The sequence below is a fragment of the Pseudomonas japonica genome (genome assembly GCF_900188455.1).
GTDB lineage: Bacteria > Pseudomonadota > Gammaproteobacteria > Pseudomonadales > Pseudomonadaceae > Aquipseudomonas > Aquipseudomonas japonica.
The window spans coordinates 36,251-56,677 of record NZ_FZOL01000021.1 but is presented as its reverse complement, the minus strand read 5'-3'; the positions used below and the strand labels follow the sequence as shown (position 1 = coordinate 56,677).

Below are 20,427 nucleotides of genomic sequence, written 5' to 3'. Positions count from 1 at the left end.
GAGGGCCGCGGTCATGAGCGAGGGCATCTCGATCAGGCGTCTGGTCACCCGCCTGCTGCTGCTGGCGGTGCTGATGTTCGCCTTCGGCTTCGCCCTGGTGCCGATCTACGACGTGATGTGCCGCGCCTTCGGCATCAACGGCAAGACCGGCGGCCAGTACCAGGGCACGCAGATGGTCGACCCGGAGCGTTCGGTGAAAGTGCAGTTCCTGTCCACCAATGCCATCGACATGGTCTGGGACTTCTACTCCAGTGCCGACCAGATCGACGTCAACCCGGGGGCGGTGAACCAGATGATCTTCGTCGCCCACAACCCGACCGACAAACCCATGACCGCCCAGGCCATCCCGAGCATTTCACCGGCCGAGGCGGCGGCGTATTTCCACAAGACCGAATGTTTCTGCTTCAGCCAGCAGGTGCTGCAGCCGGGTGAGCGCATCGAGATGCCGGTGCGTTTCATCGTCGACCGCGACCTGCCCAGGGATGTGAAACACCTGACGCTCGCCTACACGCTGTTCGATATCACCGCTCGCCAACCGCCGGTCGCCCACGTGGCCAGCACGAACCCGCAGAGCGCCCGATAAGGAGAACAATCCATGGCCTCTCACGAGCACTACTACGTACCGGCGCAAAGCAAGTGGCCGATCATCGCCACCATCGGCATGTTCATCACGGTGTTCGGCCTCGGCACCTGGTTCAACGACATGAAGGCCGGGCATCCGGACTCCCATGGGCCGCTGATCTTCTTCGTCGGCGCCCTGTGCCTGGCCTACATGCTGTTCGGCTGGTTCGGCGCGGTGATCAAGGAAAGCCACGCCGGCCTGTACAGCCCGCAGATGGACCGCTCGTTCCGCTGGGGCATGTCGTGGTTCATCTTCTCCGAGGTGATGTTCTTCATCGCCTTCTTCGGCACGCTGTTCTACGTGCGCCACCTGGCCGGCCCGTGGCTCGGCGGCGAGGGGGCGAAAGGCGTGACGCACATGCTCTGGCCGAACTTCCAGTTCACCTGGCCGCTGCTGCACACCCCGGACCCGAAACTGTTCCCGCCGCCGAAGGACGTCATCGACCCCTGGCACCTGCCGCTGATCAACACCATCCTGCTGGTCAGTTCCAGCGTGACCATCACCTTCGCCCACCATGCCCTGCGCAAGGATCATCGCGGTCCGCTGAAGTTCTGGCTGGCCCTGACCATCGTCCTCGGCGTGGCGTTTCTCATCCTGCAGGCCTACGAGTACCACGAGGCCTACACCCATCTGGGCCTGACCCTCGGTTCGGGGATCTACGGCGCGACCTTCTTCATGCTCACGGGCTTCCACGGTGCCCACGTGACCATGGGCACCCTGATTCTGTTCGTGATGCTGATGCGGATCCTGCGCGGTCACTTCAACGCGGACAAGCACTTCGGTTTCGAGGCGGCCAGCTGGTACTGGCACTTCGTCGATGTGGTCTGGGTGGGACTGTTCATCTTCGTCTACGTGCTGTGACGGGAGGATCTACCAGGGCGCGTGCGACACCAACTGGCCGCTGACGAAACCCCAGGTGATCAGGCCGAGGGTCACGGCGGCCAGGCAGACGCGAAGGGTCAGGGCTTTCAACAGGCGAGTGGACTGCCCGTCGTCCTTGACCAGGAACACCAGGCCGCTGAACAGACTGGCGATGGTAGCCAGCAACATCACAACGATCGCGGCTTTGAGCATGGCGAATACTCCGGGGGAAGTGATGCCTTTCAGTATAGCGACAGCCCTTGCGGGGGCCCGATGAGACCCTTTCGTCCCGGCCTGGTGCCGACCCTGGTGGTGCTGGCGTTGCTGCCGCTGCTGGTCGGCCTGGGCTTCTGGCAGCTCGGTCGCGCGGATGAAAAGCGTGCGCTGCTGAATGTCTACGCCGAGCGTGAAATCGAGGCGCCGGTGCCTGCCGGGCAACTGCTTGAGCAGGCCGATCCGGCGTATCGCCGCGTGCACCTGCGCGGTCATTTCGATGGCGAACACAGCCTGCTGCTGGACAGCCGCATGCGTGACGGTCATGCCGGCGTCGAGCTGCTGCAACCCTTCTTCGACGAGCCCAGCGGGCACTGGTGGCTGGTCAACCGCGGCTGGCTGCCATGGCCGGACCGCCGCGTGGCGGCGAGCTTCGACACCCCGCAAGCCACGCTCGACCTGACCGCCTGGGTCTACATCGCCCCCGGTGCCAGCTTCCTGCTGCGCGCCGATGCACCCGCCGGCGAGTTTCCGCGCCTGCTCAACAGCGCCGAACCCACACACCTCTGGGCGCAGCTGGCCCGCGACGGCTACCCCTACGAACTGCGCCTGGAAGCGGGGCCGGCCAGCTACCGGGTGGACTGGCCGCCGGTCGCCCTCAGCCCGGAAAAACACCTGGGCTACGCCGTGCAGTGGTTCGCCCTGGCGACGGCCCTGATCGCGCTCTACCTGTACTTCGGATGGCATCGACACGATAAAAAGGAGAAATCGCATGGGAGTCGCCACGGGACCACTCGACATGTCTGACGGCAAGGCCCCGCGTGGCCGGGCCAGAGGACGCCTGCAACTGATCCTGATCCTGCTGGTGGTGATCGGGCCGATGCTGCTCGCCACCGGCATGTACAAACTGCAGTTCTGGGTGCCGGACGGTCGCAGCTATCACGGCGAGATGATCGGCAACGGCCAGACCCTCGCCGACCTCGGTGTGCAGGCCGAGGACGCGCGCTGGCAGTTGCTGGTCAGCGCGCCGAAGGGATGCGCCGTCGATTGCCAGCAACTGGTCTACCTGGCGCGGCAGATCAATATCGGCCTGGGCCGTGACGCCAGCCGCGCCGCGCATGCCCTGGCCAGCGTCGAGCCGGTGAGCGGCGACTACCTGGCCAGGCTGCAGAGCGAATATCCGCAATTGCAGCGTTATCCGCTGGACGCTACGCGCTATGGCGCGCTCGCGCCCAAGCGCGACGAGGCGCAACTGTGGATCGTCGATCCCCACGGCAATCTGGTGCTGCGCTACGACGCGCGGGTCAAGGGCAAGGATGTGCTCAACGACCTGCGTCACCTGCTCAAACTGTCCAACATCGGTTAGGAGCGCGCCATGACCCGTCCTGGATATCGCCTCGCCGTGTTCGCCACCGGGCTGGCGCTGCTGGTGGTGCTGCTCGGTGCCTACACCCGCCTGACCCACGCCGGTCTCGGTTGCCCGGACTGGCCGGGTTGCTACGGGTTCATCAGCGTGCCGAAGACCGAGGCGCAACTGGCCCATGCCGAGCTGCATTTCCCCGATTCGCCGGTGGAGGCGCACAAGGGCCGCAACGAGATGGTCCACCGTTACTTCGCCGGCACCCTGGCCCTGGTCATCGCCATGCTGGCGGTACAGGCACTGCGCCGCCACGGGCGTGACGGCCAGCCCTATCGCCTGCCGCTGCTGGTGCTCGGGGTGGTGTTCGTGCAGGCGGCGTTCGGCATGTGGACGGTGACCCTGCAACTTTGGCCGCAGGTGGTCACCGCGCATTTATTGGGCGGCTTCGCGACCTTGAGCCTGTTGTTTCTCCTGAGCCTGCGTCTGTCTCGCGCCTATATGCCGCTGCCCGGCCTGCCGCGACGGCTTCGTCGTCTGGCGGCGCTGGGGTTGCTGCTGGTGATCGGCCAGATCGCCCTGGGCGGCTGGGTCAGCGCCAACTATGCGGCGGTGGCCTGCATCGACCTGCCGACCTGTCATGGCGAGTGGTGGCCGCAGGCGGACTTCGCCAACGGCTTCCACCTGACCCAGCACATCGGCCCCAACTACCTCGGTGGCCAGCTCGACAGCGAGGCACGTACCGCGATCCATATCACCCATCGGCTCGGCGCGCTGATCGTGACCTGCGTGCTGCTGACCCTGGCCTGGCAGCTGCACCGCTTCGGCCTGCGGCGCCTGGCGAAGCTGGTGGTCGCGGCGCTGCTGCTGCAGATCGCCCTGGGCATCAGCAACGTGCTGTTCCACCTGCCGCTGGCGGTGGCGGTGGCGCACAACGCCGGTGGCGCCGGACTGCTGCTGAGCATGGTTCTGGTCAACTACCGCACCCGTCTGGTGATGCAGCCGCGGGCGCGGCGGGTCAGCCTTGGCTGGCGCCTCACGCCGCTGCGCCTGGCGGGTGACGTTCACTATCTGGGAGACAATCCATGGCAGCGCTTCTGAGCGAAGGCCAGGTCCGCGCCGGCTGGCGTGATTATCTGGAACTGACCAAGCCCAAGGTGGTGGTGCTGATGCTGATCACCTCGCTGGTCGGCATGTTTCTCGCCACCCGCGCGGGTGTGCCGTGGACCGTGCTGCTGTTCGGCAACCTCGGCATCGGTTGCTGCGCCGGCGCGGCGGCGGCGGTCAATCATGTGGTGGACCGGCGCATCGACGCGCTGATGGCGCGCACCCACAAGCGCCCGCTGGCCGAGGGCCGGGTCGCGCCGCTGCCGGCGCTGCTGTTCGCCCTGCTGCTGGCGCTGGTCGGGATGGCCTTGCTGCTGGCCTTCACCAATCCCCTCACTGCCTGGCTGACCCTGGCCTCGCTGCTGGGCTATGCGGTGATCTACACCGGCTTTCTCAAGCGCGCCACGCCGCAGAACATCGTGATCGGCGGCCTGGCCGGGGCGGCGCCGCCGTTGCTGGGCTGGGTGGCGGTCAGCGGCCACCTGAGCGCCGAACCGCTGCTGCTGGTGCTGATCATCTTCGCCTGGACCCCGCCGCATTTCTGGGCCCTGGCCATCCACCGCAAGGCCGAATACGCCAAGGCGGACATCCCCATGCTGCCGGTGACCCATGGCGAGCACTACACCAAGGTGCACATCCTGCTCTACACCTGTGCATTGCTTGCGGTGAGCCTGCTGCCATTCGCCATCCATATGAGTGGGCCGCTCTATCTCGCCTGCGCCGTGCTCCTGGGGCTGCGCTTCCTGCAGTGGGCCTGGGTGTTGTACCGTGGCGTTCGGCCGCACGCTGCGATCAAGACCTTCAAGTACTCTGTCTGGTACCTGTTCCTGCTCTTCATCGCGCTGCTTGTAGACCACTACCTGTTGTTGAATCTATGACTCGAACCCAGAAAACCGTCTTCATCCTCGTCGCCCTGGTCGCATTGATTCTCGGGCTTACCATCAACAAGGTGCTCAATGGCCGCAGCCAGGGCAACCCGGCTGAGCTGATCGACGCCGGCATCATCCTCCTGCCGCAGAGCCGCGCGGTACCCGAGCTGGAAATGAGCGACGCGGACGGCCAGCCGGTGCGGGTCGATCAGCTGAAGGGCAAGTGGTCGCTGGTGTTCTTCGGCTACACCTTCTGCCCGGACATCTGCCCGACCACGCTGGCGCAGTTGCGTCAGGTGAAGAGCGAACTGCCGAAGGAGGCGCTGGAGCGCATGCAGGTGGTGCTGGTCAGCGTCGACCCGAACCGCGACACGCCGGCGCAGCTCAAGCAGTACCTGGGCTATTTCGACAAGGATTTCCGCGGCCTGACCGGCTCGCTGGATGCCACGCAGAAACTGGCCAATGCCTTGAGCATTCCGTTCATTCCGGCGGATACCAGCAAGCCGGGGTATACCGTGGATCACAGCGGCAACCTGGCGATCATCGGGCCGGATGGGGCGCAGCGGGGGTTCATTCGGGCGCCGTTCAACAACCAGAAGCTGGTGGCGCAATTGCCGGGGTTGGTGAAGCGGGATTGAGGCGGGATAGGGGACCGCTGCGCGGTCCTTCGCGGGCAAGCCACGCTCCTACAGGGGTAGCGTGGCGGCCGCGGGTAAATCAGAACGCCGGAATCACCGCGCCCTTGTACTTCTCGATGATGAACTGCTTCACCTCTGGCGAGTGCAGGGCACCGACCAGCTTCTGCAGTGCCTGGGAGTCCTTGTTGTCAGGACGGGCCACCAGGATGTTCACGTAAGGCGAGTCGTTGCCTTCGATGACCAGCGCGTCCTTCTCCGGGTTCAGCTTGGCTTCCAGCGCGTAGTTGGTGTTGATCAGCGCCAGGTCGACCTGGGTCAGCACGCGCGGCAGGGTGGCGGCTTCCAGTTCGCGGATCTTCAGGCCTTTCGGGTTCTCGGCGATGTCCTTCGGCGTCGACAGGATGTTCGCGGCGTCCTTCAGCTTGATCAGACCGGCCTTCTGCAGCAGCAGCAGGGCACGGCCGCCGTTGGTGGCGTCGTTCGGGATCACCACGTTGGCACCGGACGGGATCTCGTCCAGCTTCTTGAACTTGCTCGAATAGGCGCCCAGCGGCTCCAGGTGCACGCCGGCCACGCTCACCAGGTTGGTGCCCTTGCCCTTGTTGAATTCATCCAGGTACGGCTGGTGCTGGAAGAAGTTGGCGTCCAGGCGCTTTTCCGCGACCTGCACGTTGGGCTGGATGTAGTCGGTGAAGACCTTGACCTTGAGGTCCACGCCTTCCTTGGCCAGGGTCGGCTTGACGAACTCGAGGATCTCGGCGTGCGGCACCGCGGTGGCGGCGACGCTCAGGGTTTCCGCGGCATTGGCGGAAATGGCCGCGAAGGCGGCGACAGCAGCAAGCAGTTTTTTCATTCCATCACTCCTTGAGGGGGCCCTGTGACCCCCGGTGTGTCGGTCACGCCGACCCTTATTTACGGGAAAAATGCACAACCAGTTTGTCGCCGACGCTCTGCAGAACTTGAACCAGGATCAGCAGCAGGACCACGGTGACGATCATCACGTCGGTCTGGAAACGCTGGTAGCCGAAGCGGATCGCCAGGTCGCCGAGGCCGCCCGCGCCCACCACGCCGGCCATGGCGGTGTAGGACACCAGGGTGATGGCGGTGACGGTGATGGCGGCGAAGATGCCCGGCCGTGCTTCCGGCAACAGCGCGTTCATGATGATCTGCCGGGTGCTGGCGCCCATCGACTGGGTCGCCTCGATGATGCCGCGGTCCACTTCGCGCAGCGCGGTTTCCACCAGGCGCGCGAAGAATGGCGTGGCCCCCACCACCAGCGGCGGGATGGCGCCCTGGACACCCAGCGAGGTGCCGGTGATCAGCACGGTGATCGGGATCATCACGATCAGCAGGATGATGAACGGCAGTGAGCGCAGGATGTTCACCACCAGCGACAGCAGGGCGTAGATGCCCTTCTGCTCGAACATCTGCCGCGGGCCGAACATGAACAGCAGCACGCCCAGCGGCAGGCCCAGCAGGACGGTGAAGAACAGCGAGCCGAACAGCATGATGAAGGTGTCGCCGGTGGCCAGCCAGATCTCGGACCAGTCGACGTTGGCGAAGAAACTCAGGGCGTCCATCAGCGCAGCACCTCCATATGAACGTCGGCCGCGCTGAAGCGGGCGAAGGCGGCGTCCATGTCGCCGCCGGTGACGGCCAGGGTCAGTTGCCCGTAGGGCGTGTCCTTGATGCGGTCGATGCGTCCGGCGAGGATGCTGTAGTCCACACCCGTCTCACGGGCCACGGTACCCAGCAGCGGTGCGTAGGTGGCGTCGCCCTGGAAGGTCAGGCGAATGATGCGGCCCGGGACATGGGCGAAGTCGTCGCGCTGTTCGGCTTCGTCGATCTGTTCGTCTTCCTGGACGAAGCGCTTGGTGGTCGGGTGCTTCGGATGCAGGAACACTTCGGCCACCGGGCCCTGCTCGACGATGCGCCCGGCGTCCATCACCGCGACCTGGTCGCAGACGCGGCGGATCACGTCCATTTCATGGGTGATGAGCACGATGGTCAGCTTCAGTTCGCGGTTGATTTCCGCCAGCAGTTGCAGGACCGCGGCAGTGGTCTGCGGATCGAGGGCGCTGGTGGCCTCGTCGCACAGCAGGATCTTCGGCCGGGTCGACAGGGCGCGGGCGATGCCGACGCGCTGCTTCTGCCCGCCGGACAGTTGCGCCGGGTATTTCTTTGCATGCTCGGCCAGGCCGACGCGTTGCAGCAGTTCGGCGACCCGCGCGTCGATTTCCTTGCGCGACAGCTCGCCGGCCAGGGTCAGCGGCAGGCCGACGTTGTCGGCGACGGTCTTCGAGGCCAGGAGGTTGAAGTGCTGGAAGATCATCCCGACCTGCTGGCGGAAGCGGCGCAGGTGGCTGGCGTCGAACGCGGTGACGTCTTCGCCGTCGACGATGATCTTGCCGCCGCTGGGGGCTTCCAGGCGGTTGATCAGGCGCAGCAGGGTGCTTTTGCCGGCACCGGAGTGGCCGATCAGGCCGAACACCTGGCCGTTGTCGATGCTCAGGCTGGTGGGGTGCAGCGCGGGAATGTCCCTACCGCCGACGCGGTAGGTCTTGTGGACTTGTTGGAACTCGATCACGTAGCGAACCTTGTGGGGCGCATTGAATGGGATCAGCGGTTAGCCGGTCGCGCATTTTAGCCTGTTCGCTTAGAGGTTCTTAGCATTTATTTCGTAATCCACCGATGCCTGCGGAATAACGCGATCAGTGGTCAATCGGATGGAACGCATCCGGGCGAACGCGTGAAGGGCCGCAAAGCGGCCCCCAAAACGGTTACTCGGTGCGGCGAGGCGTGAGCACGACTTGCGCCGGCTGGCTGCGCTGGATTTCATGACGCTGCTGCAGCTCGAACCCGGCATCGCGCTTGTTCACCCGTTTGCCCAGCAAGGTCGACAGCCACGGGTAGTCCGCCTTGCGCGGCACCTGGAACAGCACCTCGCACTGGTAATTCACCACGTCGGCGGCGATATCGTCGAGCTGGCGGCGCAGCTTGCCGATCTCGCGAATCTCCAGGGCGATCACCGTGCTGGGCGCGGTCGGGTCGATGACCTTGGCCTTGGGCTTGGACTCGGCCGCTTTCAGTGCCGCTTCGGCACGCTCCAGCTCGGCCTTGCGTGCCTGGGTGATGGCGCCGTTGACCCCGCCGGTCAGCGCCGGGGCCTTGGGCATCAGCGCGCGGGCACGGCTCAGGGCGGTGGCCGCGGCGTTGACGTCACCCTTCTGCAGCACGATCTGGCTGCGTTGCAGGTAAGCCTCGGCGAGCTGGCGCTGGTATGGCTCCAGGCGGCTGTCGTCCGGCGTCTGCTCCTGCAGCGTGGCCAATTGCTCCTCGGCGGTGGCCAACTCGTTGCTGGCGATGCTCTGCTGCAACTGCTGCCAGGCATCTGGCGTGGCGGGCGCGGCGGGGCTTTCCGCCGGCTTGCTGGCGCAGGCGGACAGAATCAGGGAAAACGCGGCAAGGAGCAGATAACGGGAGGCGAACGGCTTCATTCCTACGACTCTCTATTTGCGCGAAAAACGAGCAAGTCTACACCCAGTCCAAGGCCGGAAACATCATTCCTTCACGCTCGCTCGTGCGATCCACGCCCCGGTCAGCGCCGGGGCAGGGCCAGGCTCAGCAAGAATAGCACCGCGGCACAGACCACGATCGAGGGGCCGGCGGGGGTGTCCTTGAACCAGGACATGGCCAGCCCGCCACACACCGCGACCACGCCGATCAGGCTGGCGCCGAGGGCCATCTGCTCCGGCGAGCGGGCATGGCGCTGGGCGGCGGCGGCGGGGATGATCAGCAGCGAGGTGATCAGCAGCACGCCGACGATCTTCATCGCCACGGCGATCACGACCGCGATCAGCAGCATCAGGGCCAGGCGCAGGCCGGTCACCGGCAGGCCTTCGACCCGCGCCAGTTCCTCGTGCACGGTCACCGCCAGCAGCGGCCGCCACAGGCCGACCATCAGCAGCAGCACCGCGGCGCTGCCGCCGAGGATCCAGCCGAGGTCCGTCGGGCTGATCGCCAGCAGATCGCCGAACAGGTAGGCCATCAGGTCGATGCGCACGTCGTGCATGAAGCTCAGCACCACCAGGCCGAGGGACAGGGTGCTCGGCGCGAGGATCCCGAGCAGGGTGTCCGAGGCCAGCGGCTGGCGCTGTTGCAGGGTGACCAGGAGAATCGCCAGCAGCAGGCAGCCGACGGTGACCGCCAGCGCCGGGCTGATGTCGAGCATGAAACCGAGGGCCACGCCGAGCAGCGCGGCGTGGGACAGGGTGTCGCCGAAATAGGCCATGCGCCGCCAGACCACGAAGGAGCCGAGCGGACCGGCGACCACGGCCAGGGCCAGGCCTGCGAGCAGGGCGTAGAGCAGGAAATCAGCCATGCTTGCAGTTTTCTCCGTGGACATGGGGCGTGACCACCGAGCCGTGCAGGTCGTGGCTGTGGTCGTGATGGTGGTGATAGATCGCCAGGCTCGGCGCGTTGTTGCCGAACAGCTCGACGAAGGCCGGGTCGCCGCTGACCTGCTCCGGGTGCCCGGAACAGCAGACATGGCGGTTGAGGCAGACCACCTGGTCGGTAGTGCTCATCACCAGGTGCAGGTCGTGGGACACCATCAGCACGCCGCAGCGATGGCGATCGCGCAGGCGGGTGATCAGGCTGTACAGCTCGGCCTGGCCGGCGACATCGACGCCCTGCACCGGTTCGTCCAGCACCAGCAACTCCGGCTCGCGCAGCAGGGCGCGGGCCAGCAGCACGCGCTGCATTTCGCCGCCGGAGATGGTCTGGATCGGGCTGTCGATCACCTGTTCGGCGCCGACTTCCTCCAGCGCGGCCAGCGCCGCGGCGCGGTCGACGCCAGGGACCAGGCGCAGGAAGCGCAGCACCGAGAGCGGCAGGGTCGCGTCCACCTGGAGTTTCTGCGGCATGTAGCCGATGCGCAGCTTCGGCTTGCGCCAGACGCTGCCGCTGCCCGGCTTGAGCAGGCCGAGCACGGCGCGCACCAGGGTGGTCTTGCCGGCGCCGTTGGGGCCGATCAGGGTGACGATCTGCCCGGGTTCGACGGTCAGGTCGATGCTGTCGAGGATGGTCTGCCCGGAAATGGCGACGCCCACCTGCTGCAGGCGGATCAAGGCGTTGCTCATCAGGCGCTCCGGCAGTTGCCGCAGAGTCCGACCACTTCGACGGTCTGCGCTTCGACGCTGAAGCCGACGTCATTGGCGCTGGCGACGATGGCGTTGCTGATCGTCGCCTGCTCCAGCTCGATCGCCACGTGGCAGCTGCGGCAGATCAGGAACTGGCCCTGGTGCGCATGCTCCGGGTGGTTGCAGCCGATGAAGGCGTTGAGCGAAGCGATGCGGTGCACCAGGCTGTTTTCCAGAAGGAAATCCAGCGCCCGATAGACGGTCGGCGGCGCCGCGCGACGGCCATCCTGTTCGCTCAGCACGGCGAGGATGTCATAGGCACCCAGCGGCTTGTGGCTCTGCCAGACCAGTTCCAGCACCCGCCGGCGCAGGGCGGTCAGGCGCAGCCCCTGGCGTGCGCACAGGGCATCGGCTTCGGCCAGGGCGGTGTGAACGCAATGGGAATGATCGTGTGGGCGGCTGGCCAGGGGAGTATTGGGCATGGGCGGCGACGGTTCTGGTGAGAGACGTTATTATGTTACCTGTTCTTGCATCAATGAGCGCTCATCGTGTCCCGATTTTTTGCCCTTTTTGTCGCTTTTGTCTCAACGTTGGTCGTGTTGTCTCCGGCCCGCGCCGAGGTCCGGGTATTGACCAGCATCCAGCCGCTGCAGTTGATCGCCGCGGCGGTTCAGGACGGCGTCGGCCGACCGGAAGTGCTGCTGCCGCCGGGGGCTTCGCCCCACCATTACGCGCTGCGTCCGTCCGATGTGCGGCGGGTGGCCGAGGTCGATCTGCTGTACTGGATCGGCCCGGACATGGAGGGTTTCCTGCCGCGCGTCCTGGGCAGTCGCGGCAAGCCAACCGTGGCGGTGCAGAGCCTGCCGGGCATGAGCCTGCGTCACTTCGGCGAGGACAGCCATTCCCACGAGGAACATGAAGAACACGGCGACGATGCTGACGAGCACGATCATGACCACCGTCCCGGCAGCCTCGATGCGCACCTGTGGCTGTCGACGGTCAATGCCCGGGTGATCGCGGCGCGCATGGCCAGCGACCTGAGTGCCGTCGACCCGACCAACGCGGCGCGTTACCAGAGCAACCTGACGGCGTTCGACGCGCGTCTCGACGCGCTGGACCAGCGCCTGAAAACGCGCATGGCTGGGGTGGCGGGCAAGCCGTTCTTCGTTTTCCACGAGGCGTTCGATTACTTCGAGTCGACCTATGGTCTCAAGCATGCCGGGGTGTTCAGCGTGGCCGCGGAAGTGCAGCCGGGCGCCCAGCATGTGGCGGCGATGCGCAAGCGCCTGCAGGAAGCGGGCAAGACCTGTGTGTTCAGCGAGCCACCGCTGCGCCCGCGTCTGGCCGAGACCCTGACGGCCGGGTTGCCGGTGAAACTGGCGGAGTTGGATGCGCTCGGTGGGACCCTGGCGGTGGATGCCAAGGGCTATGAGGCGCTGCTGGATAACCTGGGGAATGGCCTGGCGGGGTGTCTGGAGAGCCTGTAGTGCCTGGGTTGGGGCTGCTTTGCAGCCCTTCGCGCCGAACCGTCGCGAAGGACCGCGCAGCGGTCCCAATGGATCAAAGTGCGAACGGCAACATCACCTCGACATTCTGCCGCGCCACCAAACGCACCTCGAACTCCGCCGGATCATGGATCAGCACATCCATCCCGGCGAACGATTCCGCCGCGATCAAGCGCGACAGCCAGAACCTCACGCACGCCACCCGCAACATCACTGGCCACAGTTCGGCTTCCGCCGCGGTGAACGGCCGCAGCGCCGCGTAGGCACCCAGGAAGGCGCGGGCGAGTTGCGCATCGATGTTGCCGGCTTCGTCGCAGCACCAGTCGTTGAGAGTGATCGCCAGGTCGTACAGCATCGGGCCGGAGCAGGCGTTGTAGAAGTCGATCACACCGGTCAGGTGCGTGCCTTCGAACATGGTGTTGTCGCGGAACAGGTCGGCATGCACGTTGGCCCGTGGCAGCGCCATGATCCGCGCATGATTGACGCTGATCTCCTCCAGACTGCCCTTGAGCAGCACCTGCTGTTCAGGGCTCAGACGGCCCATCAACTCGTTGCCGGCTTCCAGCATCCAGTCCAGACCGCGGTCGGTCTTGCGTTCCAGTACCTTGTCGCGGGTCGCCAGGTGCAGATGGGCCATGAACTCCGCGATCTGCACGCAATGCTGGGCATTCGGCGCCTTGACGTGCTTGCCCGCCAGGCGCGGTTGCAGCAGCGCCGGCTTGCCGGCCAGTTCGCGCAGGGCCACGCCGTCGGTAGTGCGCAGGGCGTAGGGCACCGGCAGGTCGGCTTCGTGGAGCACATCGAGCAGTTCGATGAAGAATGGCAGGTCCTGGATCGGCCCGCGCTCTACCAGCGTCAGTACGAACTCCCCCTGTTCGAGGCTGATGAAGAAGTTGCTGTTCTCGGTACCGGCGGCGATGCCCTGGAAGTCCAGCAGACGGCCCAGTCCATAGGGGGCCAGAAAGGTTTCCAGCTCGGGCCGGGTCAGGGGGGTGAACACAGACATGGTCAAAAACGGCTCATGCAGGCACGTCCTCGCGACGTGCCAGGTGGATGTTAACGGTCCGCATCACCACTCGAAGATCTTCCACGAAGGAATCAGCATGTCGGGCTGGTCGGACCGGATGAAATTGGCGTCGCTACCGTCGGCACGCACCAGGAAGTACGGCTTGCCGTTCTTCGGTGTGACCTTGATCGCGTACAGGAAGCCGTTCTGACGGTATTCCTGAATGGTTTTGTCACCTTCCTGGCGAATGGTTACTTCCGGCTCGGCGGAGGGCGCATCGTCCGCTGCCAGGGCCGCGACAGGCGTGGCAACCAGCAGGCCGAGCAACAACAGGCGATTTAATGTACCCATGATAACCTTGTCCCTTTGTCGTCAATGATCCGGACATTCTAGCGCCGGGCCCGTCGAAAAGGTTGATTCCGCTCATGAGCCAAACCCCCCTCGTCCTGGTGGACGGTTCTTCGTACCTCTACCGTGCCTTCCACGCGCTGCCACCGCTGACCACCTCGAAGGGCATGCCGTCCGGTGCGGTCAAGGGTGTGCTGAACATGCTCAGGAGCCTGCGCAAGCAGTATCCGGACAGCCCGTTCGCCGTGGTGTTCGATGCCAAGGGCGGGACGTTCCGCGACGAGCTGTTCGCCGACTACAAGGCCAACCGCCCGAGCATGCCCGACGACATGCGCGTGCAGATCGAACCACTGCACGCCGCAGTGCGCGCCCTGGGCTTCCCGCTGCTGTGCGTGGAGGGTGTCGAGGCCGACGACGTGATCGGCACCCTGGCCCGCAGCAGCGCCGCGGCGGCCCGCCCGGTGGTGGTCTCCACCGGCGACAAGGACATGGCCCAACTGGTGGACGAGCACGTTACGCTGGTCAACACCATGACCGGAACCGTGCTGGATATCGAAGGCGTAAAAGGGAAATTCGGCGTCGCTCCGGAGCAGATCATCGACCTGCTGGCGCTGATGGGCGATACCGCGGACAACATTCCCGGGGTCAAGGGTGTCGGCGAGAAAACCGCCGTCGGCCTGCTGATCGGGGTGAATGGCGGGATCAAGGAACTCTACGACAACCTCGACCTGGTACCGACCTTCCCCATCCGCGGCGCCAAGACGCTGCCGGCCAAGCTCCTGGAAAGCAAGGAACTGGCGTTCCTGTCCTATCAGCTCGCGACCATCAAGTGCGACGTCGAACTGGATGTCGGCCTCGACGACCTGCACCTGGGCGAGCCGGACTACGACACGTTGATGGCGCTGTACACCGAGCTGGAGTTCAAGGGCTGGATCGGCGAACTGGAACGTGAGGTCCGGCGTGCCGCGCAACCGGCCCCGGCGGCGGTGCCGGACCTGACCGTGGGCGCTGTCAGCGAGGATGCTGTGGTGGTGGCCGAAGTCGTGGTACCGGTCGAGCCCACGTACGAGACCATCCTCGACCAGGCTCGTTTCGACGCCTGGCTGCAGAAACTCAAGGAGGCCCCGCTGTTCGCCTTCGATACCGAAACCACCGGCATCGATGCGCACCAGGCGCAGTTGGTGGGCGTGTCCTTCGCGGTGAAGGCCCATGAAGCGGCTTACGTCCCGCTGACCCACAGCTACCCGGATGCCCCGACGCAACTGGACCGCAACGCGGTGCTCAAGGCCCTGAAGCCGCTGCTGGAAGACCCCGCCAAGCTCAAGGTCGGCCAGCACGCCAAGTTCGACATGAACATCCTGGCCAACTGCGCCATCGACGGCGACCAGGCCAACGGCATCAGCGTGCGCGGCATCGCCTTCGATACCATGCTCGAATCCTACGTGCTCAACGCCACGGCGACCCGGCACGACATGGACAGCCTGGCGAAGAGATACCTGGACTACACCACGGTGAAATTCGAGGACATCGCCGGCAAGGGCGCCAAGCAGCTGACCTTCGACCAGATCCACCTGGACAAGGCCGGTCCCTATGCCGCGGAAGACGCCGATGTGACCCTGCGCCTGCACCAGGCCCTGTTCCCGCAGTTGCAGGCGATCCCGAGCCTGGCCAGTGTCCTGACCGATATCGAGATGCCATTGGTGCCGGTACTGGCGCGCATCGAGCGCCAGGGCGCGCTGGTGGATCCTGAGCTGCTGAAGATCCAGAGTCAGGAACTGGGCGACAAGATGGCCGAGCTGGAGCGCGAGGCCATCGAGCTGGCGGGCGAGCCGTTCAACCTGGGTTCGCCGCGTCAGCTGGGCGCCATCCTCTATGACAAGTTCGGCCTGCCGGTGCTGAAGAAGACCGCCAAGGGCCAGCCGTCCACCGCCGAGGACGTGCTGGACGAACTGGCCGAAGAAGGCTATCCGCTGCCACGGGTGCTCATGCAGTACCGCTCGCTGAGCAAGCTGAAGAGCACCTATACCGATCGCCTGCCGGAGCAGATCAACCCGCGTACCCAGCGGATCCACACCTCCTACGGCCAGGCAGTGGCGGCCACCGGGCGGCTGTCGTCCAGCGATCCGAACCTGCAGAACATCCCGGCGCGCACCGCCGAAGGCCGACGTATTCGCCAGGCCTTCATCGCCCCGCCGGGGTACAAGCTGCTGGCGGCCGACTACTCGCAGATCGAGTTGCGCATCATGGCCCACCTGTCCCGCGATGAAGGCCTGATGAGCGCGTTCCGCGACGGCCTGGACGTGCACACCGCGACGGCAGCGGAAGTGTTCAACGTGGCGCTGGATCAGGTGACGTCCGACCAGCGCCGCAGCGCCAAGGCGATCAACTTCGGTCTGATCTACGGCATGGGCGCGAAGAAACTCGGCAAGGACATCGGCGTCGAAACCAAGCAGGCCAAGGCCTATATCGATGCCTACTTCGCCCGCTACCCGGGCGTTCGCGAGTACATGGAGAGCACCCGCAAGCAGGCCGCGGAACAGGGCTTCGTGGAAACCCTGTTCGGTCGCCGCCTGTACCTGCCGGCGATCAACTCCAGTCGTCCGGTGGAACGCGCCGGTGCCGAGCGCACGGCGATCAACGCGCCGATGCAGGGCACCGCGGCGGATATCATCAAGCGCGCCATGGTCGCCGTGGACAACTGGCTGGAAAGCTCCGGACTGGATGCCCGGGTCATTCTCCAGGTGCACGACGAACTGGTGCTGGAAGTGCGCGAGGATCTGGTCGAGCGCGTTCGCGAGGAAATCCGTCCGCACATGAGCAACGCCGCGCAACTGGACGTGCCGTTGCTGGTGGATGTGGGTGTTGGGTCGAACTGGGACGAAGCGCACTGATTTTGCGGGGAAATGCTGCGACATAAGGTCGCGGCATTATCCGACTGGAAAAGTCGGGGATTAAGAGATTTCCTACTTATCGCAAATAGTTTCAACGCGGCTGGAACTAATCCGGTGAACCGACACTCAGAGTTACTGAATGGCTGGTGAAGCCCTTCAATGCTCCTATGTTGTGTTAAGTGTTGGCAGATATCCGAACCCCGCCCTAGCGGTTTGGAACTTGAACCCCGAACTTCCCCCTCCCCATACGAAGTCCGGGGTTTTTTTTGCCCGGAATTTACCGGGCAGCCCTTATTCCGCGGGCTTGTCAGCCAGTTCCAGCCAGCGTGCGAGGACGCCGTAGGCTTCTTCCAGGCCCTGGCGCTTGGGTGCCGAGAACAGCTGGATGGTGATGCTGTCGCCCCACCCCTTGCGGATTTCCGACTGCACCTTGAGCAGGGTGTTCTTGGCTGCGCCGAAGGTGAGCTTGTCGGCCTTGGTCAGCAGGATGTGCATCGGCATGCCGCTGGCTTTCGACCAGTCGAGCATCATCTTGTCGAAGTCGGTCATCGGATGGCGCACGTCCATCATCAGGATCAGGCCCTTCAAGGTCTCGCGGCTGCCCAGGTAGGCCTCCAGATGGCGCTGCCAGTGCTGCTTGAGCGGAATCGGAACTTTCGCATATCCGTAGCCCGGCAGGTCGACCAGACGCCGATCGTCGTCCAGACTGAAGAAGTTCAACAACTGGGTCCGACCCGGGGTTTTCGAGGTGCGCGCCAGGCTGGCGTGGGTCAGGGTGTTGAGTGCGCTGGACTTGCCGGCGTTGGAACGCCCGGCGAAGGCGACTTCGTAGCCTTGGTCAGGCGGACACTGGTCGACCTTGGCGGCACTGAGGGCGAATTTTGCCGTCTGGCAAAGTCCGAGGATGGGGTTTTTGACTTGCATGGGATGTCCGAAGTGAGCGTTGCCCGGGGTGGGTGCGGCAGGTGGTGTCGTTTCCGTTTCGGCAACGGGAGTATATAATGCCCTAGATTTTGTGTGCGCATTATCCCAGCGTAGGACGATGTGCACGGGGGCCCAGACTTTAAAGGTTGCGCAACAGAACGCAATGAGCCCCCAACCCTGAAGGGTCGTTCGATGACGAAATGGCTGCTTGCAATCGGTGTCTTGATACCGTTTTCCAGCGCTCAGGCTACACAGGATCCCGAGGCGTTGTACAACCGCACGTGTGCGGCCTGTCACGCCGGGCAGCTGCCACAGGCCCCGCAAGCGGGTGACCGTGCAGCCTGGGAGCCAAGGCTGGCGCAGGGTATGGAGATATTGGTCGGGCACGTAACCCGGGGTTTCAAGGCTATGCCACCGCGTGGATTGTGCATGGACTGCAGTGCCGAGGACTACCAGGCAATCATCCGCTGGATGAGCCGGTAGGCCCGATACATAACTCTTTCACCCTTAGCCGTAGTTGGATTAGCTGATGAACAAACTTATCGTGAGTCTGCTGTTGACCCTGGGCGTTACAGGCGGCGTCAATGCCGCTGACAAGATCGTTGGCGATGCTACTGCCGGTCAGGCGAAAACGGCGGTTTGTGGCGCTTGTCACAATCCGGACGGCAACAGCCTGGCCCCGAACTTCCCGAAACTGGCTGGCCAGGGCGAGCGTTACCTGATCAAGCAACTCAATGACATCAAGTCGGGCAAGCGTACGGTGCTGGAAATGACCGGAATGCTGACCAGCCTCAATGACCAGGACTTCGCCGATATCGCGGCGTACTTCTCCAGCCAGAAAAACAGCGTTGGCGCTGCCGATCCGAAACTGGTCGAAGCTGGCCGCGCGCTGTTCAACGGCGGCGACCTGTCGAAAGGCCTGCCTGCCTGCACCGGTTGCCACTCGCCCAACGGCGCTGGCCTGGCCGCCGCCGGCTTCCCGCACCTGGGTGGCCAGCACGCGCAGTACATCACCAAGCAGCTGACCGATTTCCGCGAAGGCGACCGTACCAACGACGGCGATGCCACCACCATGCGCACCATCGCTTCCAAGCTGAGCAACAAGGACATCCAGGCACTGGCCAGCTACATCCAGGGTCTGCACTGATCCGGGCAGGCACGTTAACGCTGCGTTAATGGCGCGTCGCAAACATGAAAAGGGTGGCTTCGGCCGCCCTTTTTTATGATTTCTGCCGTTACACTTACGAACTCGAACCCGCCTTGGCCTGTCAGAAGACACGTCGTTCAAGGGCGATTCAAAGACTGCTCAGGAGTAAAGCATGCGTAATCTGATTCTCAGCGCCGCGCTGGTGGCCGCCAGCGTCTTCGGTATGACTGCCCAGGCCGCGGAGCCGGTCGCGGGCAAGGAATACATCGAGCTGAGCAACCCGGTGCCGGTGTCCCAGCCCGGCAAGATCGAGGTCGTCGAGCTGTTCTGGTACGGCTGCCCGCACTGCTATCACTTCGAACCGACCATCAACCCGTGGATCGACAAGCTGCCCGCCGACGTCAATTTCAAGCGCGTGCCGGCCATGTTCGGCGGCCCATGGGATGCACACGGCCAGATGTTCCTGACCCTCGAAGCCATGGGCGTCGAGCACAAGGTCCACGCCGCGGTGTTCGATGCCATCCAGAATCAGCGCAAGCAGTTGACCAAGCCTGACGACATGGCCGATTTCCTCGCCACCCAAGGCGTGGACAAGGACAAGTTCCTCGCCACCTTCAACTCGTTCGCCATCAAGGGCCAGGTCAACCAGGCCAAGGAACTGGCGAAGAAGTACGAAATCACCGGCGTACCGAGCATGGTGGTCAACGGCAAGTACCGCTTCGACCTGGGTACCGCCGGTGGTCCGGAAGGCGTGCTGAATGTCGCCGACCAGTTGATCGCCAAGGAGCGCGCCGCGAAGTAAGCGGCGACTGCCATGGCACGCTGGAGAAGCGAGCGGGTCGCCGGCCTCTGTGACCCGCGGATCAACGAGCACCATGTGGGCGACGACAACCTGCCCCGGGACGGTCGCCTGCGCCTGCTCAGCTTCAATATCCAGGTCGGTATCAGCACCGAGCGTTACCGCCACTACGTGACCCGCAGCTGGCAGCATCTGCTGCCGCACACCGGGCGCGCCGGCAACCTGCAGAAGATCGGCCAACTGCTCAACGACTTCGATCTGGTCGCCCTGCAGGAGGCCGATGGTGGCAGCCTGCGTTCGGGCTACGTCAATCAGGTCGAGCACCTGGCCCATCTCGGCGCCTTCCCCTACTGGTACCAGCAGCTCAATCGCAATCTCGGGCGCTTCGCCCAGCACAGCAATGGCGTGCTCAGCCGCCTGAAACCGCATCTGCTCGAAGATCACCCATTGCCCGGCCCGGCCGGACGGGGGGCGATCCTGGTTCGTTTCGGCGAAGGTGAGGACGCCCTGGTCGTGGTCATGATGCACCTCGCCCTGGGTGCCAGGACCCGCGCCCGGCAACTGGCCTATATCCGCGAACTGATCGGCGGCTATCGGCACCAGGTGCTGATGGGCGACATGAACACCCACGCCACCGATCTGCTGCAGCACTCGCCCCTGCGCGATCTCGGCCTGATCGCGCCGCAGGTCGAAGCGACTTTCCCCAGCTGGCGACCGCAGCGTTGCCTGGATCACATTCTGTTGAGCCCCAGCCTGACCCTGGAGCGCGTCGAGGTGCTTTCCCAGCCGATTTCCGATCATTTGCCGGTCGCGGTTGAGATTCGTTTGCCTGATGCACTGACTGTGGATACGCTTCCGGTTTTGCGTTAGTCCCAGGCTTCACACGAAAAGCGCCTGCACGACGATCATGCTGCGTTGAAAACAGGCTCGGAATGCTCATTGACAGCCAGTCAACTCCGCTTCCTCGCCTGTTTTCGCCTTGCCTGATCGCCGTGCAGG

The 20,427-nt window shown here is 64.6% G+C and carries 24 protein-coding genes; 13 read left to right on the top strand and 11 right to left on the bottom strand.

Annotated features, from left to right (window positions below):
• Positions 1-13: 13 nt before the first annotated feature.
• Complete coding sequence (locus tag CHB99_RS22415; protein ID WP_042127612.1) at positions 14-583, top strand: cytochrome c oxidase assembly protein; 570 nt, start codon at positions 14-16, stop codon at positions 581-583.
• Positions 584-595: 12 nt separating this feature from the next.
• On the top strand, positions 596-1,483 hold the full coding sequence (locus CHB99_RS22410) for a cytochrome c oxidase subunit 3 (protein WP_042127614.1): 888 nt from the start codon (positions 596-598) through the stop codon (positions 1,481-1,483).
• A 9-nt stretch (positions 1,484-1,492) separates the two neighbouring features.
• Here CHB99_RS22410 and CHB99_RS22405 read toward each other — a convergent pair whose 3' ends face one another.
• A complete protein-coding gene (locus CHB99_RS22405; protein ID WP_042127616.1) occupies positions 1,493-1,696 on the bottom strand; it encodes a twin transmembrane helix small protein in 204 nt (67 codons plus the stop codon).
• A 60-nt stretch (positions 1,697-1,756) separates the two neighbouring features.
• Between CHB99_RS22405 and CHB99_RS22400 the strand changes: the two genes are divergently transcribed.
• The 5 genes from CHB99_RS22400 to CHB99_RS22380 are packed head-to-tail and all read left to right on the top strand — an operon-like array spanning position 1,757 to position 5,667.
• Complete coding sequence (locus CHB99_RS22400) at positions 1,757-2,503, top strand: SURF1 family protein (RefSeq protein ID WP_042127617.1); 747 nt, start codon at positions 1,757-1,759, stop codon at positions 2,501-2,503.
• Positions 2,469-3,062, top strand: coding sequence for a hypothetical protein (locus CHB99_RS22395; protein ID WP_042127620.1), 594 nt, complete (start codon positions 2,469-2,471; stop codon positions 3,060-3,062). The genes CHB99_RS22400 and CHB99_RS22395 overlap by 35 nt, the downstream gene beginning before the upstream one ends.
• A gap of 9 nt (positions 3,063-3,071) precedes the next feature.
• Positions 3,072-4,154: a COX15/CtaA family protein gene (locus tag CHB99_RS22390; protein ID WP_042127622.1), complete on the top strand. Its 1,083-nt coding sequence runs from the start codon at positions 3,072-3,074 to the stop codon at positions 4,152-4,154.
• A complete protein-coding gene (gene cyoE, locus CHB99_RS22385; RefSeq protein ID WP_042127624.1) occupies positions 4,139-5,038 on the top strand; it encodes a heme o synthase in 900 nt (299 codons plus the stop codon). The genes CHB99_RS22390 and cyoE overlap by 16 nt, the downstream gene beginning before the upstream one ends.
• Entirely contained in the window at positions 5,035-5,667 is a 633-nt protein-coding gene (locus CHB99_RS22380; RefSeq protein ID WP_042127626.1) for an SCO family protein, read from the top strand. Before cyoE ends, CHB99_RS22380 begins: the two co-directional genes overlap by 4 nt.
• A 79-nt stretch (positions 5,668-5,746) precedes the next feature.
• Here CHB99_RS22380 and CHB99_RS22375 read toward each other — a convergent pair whose 3' ends face one another.
• The 7 genes from CHB99_RS22375 to zur all read right to left on the bottom strand — a co-directional run bounded on the left by CHB99_RS22375 (position 5,747) and on the right by zur (position 11,290).
• On the bottom strand, positions 5,747-6,520 hold the full coding sequence (locus CHB99_RS22375; protein WP_042127628.1) for a MetQ/NlpA family ABC transporter substrate-binding protein: 774 nt from the start codon (positions 6,518-6,520) through the stop codon (positions 5,747-5,749).
• A 55-nt stretch (positions 6,521-6,575) separates the two neighbouring features.
• Positions 6,576-7,247: a methionine ABC transporter permease gene (locus CHB99_RS22370; RefSeq protein WP_042127630.1), complete on the bottom strand. Its 672-nt coding sequence runs from the start codon at positions 7,245-7,247 to the stop codon at positions 6,576-6,578.
• Positions 7,247-8,254, bottom strand: a complete 1,008-nt coding sequence (locus CHB99_RS22365; RefSeq protein WP_042127632.1) for a methionine ABC transporter ATP-binding protein — start codon at positions 8,252-8,254, stop codon at positions 7,247-7,249. The genes CHB99_RS22370 and CHB99_RS22365 overlap by 1 nt, the downstream gene beginning before the upstream one ends.
• Positions 8,255-8,447: 193 nt before the next feature.
• Positions 8,448-9,164 (bottom strand): PA5502 family lipoprotein, encoded by a 717-nt coding sequence (locus CHB99_RS22360; RefSeq protein ID WP_042127634.1) that lies wholly within the window; start codon positions 9,162-9,164, stop codon positions 8,448-8,450.
• 101 nt (positions 9,165-9,265) lie between these two features.
• Complete coding sequence (gene znuB / locus CHB99_RS22355; RefSeq protein ID WP_042127635.1) at positions 9,266-10,048, bottom strand: zinc ABC transporter permease subunit ZnuB; 783 nt, start codon at positions 10,046-10,048, stop codon at positions 9,266-9,268.
• A complete protein-coding gene (gene znuC / locus CHB99_RS22350) occupies positions 10,041-10,808 on the bottom strand; it encodes a zinc ABC transporter ATP-binding protein ZnuC (protein ID WP_042127637.1) in 768 nt (255 codons plus the stop codon). The genes znuB and znuC overlap by 8 nt, the downstream gene beginning before the upstream one ends.
• The gene (gene zur, locus CHB99_RS22345) at positions 10,808-11,290 is read right to left on the bottom strand and encodes a zinc uptake transcriptional repressor Zur (protein ID WP_042127639.1); all 483 of its coding nucleotides are present in this window, start codon (positions 11,288-11,290) and stop codon (positions 10,808-10,810) included. The genes znuC and zur overlap by 1 nt, the downstream gene beginning before the upstream one ends.
• A gap of 66 nt (positions 11,291-11,356) precedes the next feature.
• Here zur and CHB99_RS22340 point away from each other — a divergent pair, with 66 nt between their 5' ends.
• The gene (locus tag CHB99_RS22340) at positions 11,357-12,295 is read left to right on the top strand and encodes a zinc ABC transporter substrate-binding protein ZnuA (protein WP_042127641.1); all 939 of its coding nucleotides are present in this window, start codon (positions 11,357-11,359) and stop codon (positions 12,293-12,295) included.
• A gap of 73 nt (positions 12,296-12,368) precedes the next feature.
• Here the strand turns inward: CHB99_RS22340 and CHB99_RS22335 are convergent, their stop codons facing one another.
• The gene (locus tag CHB99_RS22335; protein ID WP_042127714.1) at positions 12,369-13,319 is read right to left on the bottom strand and encodes a homoserine kinase; all 951 of its coding nucleotides are present in this window, start codon (positions 13,317-13,319) and stop codon (positions 12,369-12,371) included.
• A gap of 63 nt (positions 13,320-13,382) precedes the next feature.
• Positions 13,383-13,670, bottom strand: coding sequence for a DUF2782 domain-containing protein (locus CHB99_RS22330; RefSeq protein WP_042127643.1), 288 nt, complete (start codon positions 13,668-13,670; stop codon positions 13,383-13,385).
• Between the two features lie 74 nt (positions 13,671-13,744).
• Between CHB99_RS22330 and polA the strand changes: the two genes are divergently transcribed.
• Positions 13,745-16,558: a DNA polymerase I gene (gene polA / locus CHB99_RS22325; protein ID WP_042127645.1), complete on the top strand. Its 2,814-nt coding sequence runs from the start codon at positions 13,745-13,747 to the stop codon at positions 16,556-16,558.
• A gap of 291 nt (positions 16,559-16,849) precedes the next feature.
• Here polA and yihA read toward each other — a convergent pair whose 3' ends face one another.
• Complete coding sequence (yihA, locus tag CHB99_RS22320) at positions 16,850-17,482, bottom strand: ribosome biogenesis GTP-binding protein YihA/YsxC (protein WP_042127647.1); 633 nt, start codon at positions 17,480-17,482, stop codon at positions 16,850-16,852.
• 192 nt (positions 17,483-17,674) lie between these two features.
• Here yihA and CHB99_RS22315 point away from each other — a divergent pair, with 192 nt between their 5' ends.
• From CHB99_RS22315 to CHB99_RS22300, 4 genes are all read left to right on the top strand, one after another.
• On the top strand, positions 17,675-17,965 hold the full coding sequence (locus CHB99_RS22315; protein ID WP_042127649.1) for a c-type cytochrome: 291 nt from the start codon (positions 17,675-17,677) through the stop codon (positions 17,963-17,965).
• A 46-nt stretch (positions 17,966-18,011) separates the two neighbouring features.
• Positions 18,012-18,629 (top strand): c-type cytochrome, encoded by a 618-nt coding sequence (locus tag CHB99_RS22310; protein WP_042127651.1) that lies wholly within the window; start codon positions 18,012-18,014, stop codon positions 18,627-18,629.
• 172 nt (positions 18,630-18,801) lie between these two features.
• On the top strand, positions 18,802-19,431 hold the full coding sequence (dsbA, locus tag CHB99_RS22305; RefSeq protein WP_042127652.1) for a thiol:disulfide interchange protein DsbA: 630 nt from the start codon (positions 18,802-18,804) through the stop codon (positions 19,429-19,431).
• Between the two features lie 12 nt (positions 19,432-19,443).
• The gene (locus CHB99_RS22300) at positions 19,444-20,298 is read left to right on the top strand and encodes an endonuclease/exonuclease/phosphatase family protein (protein WP_042127654.1); all 855 of its coding nucleotides are present in this window, start codon (positions 19,444-19,446) and stop codon (positions 20,296-20,298) included.
• Positions 20,299-20,427: the final 129 nt, after the last annotated feature.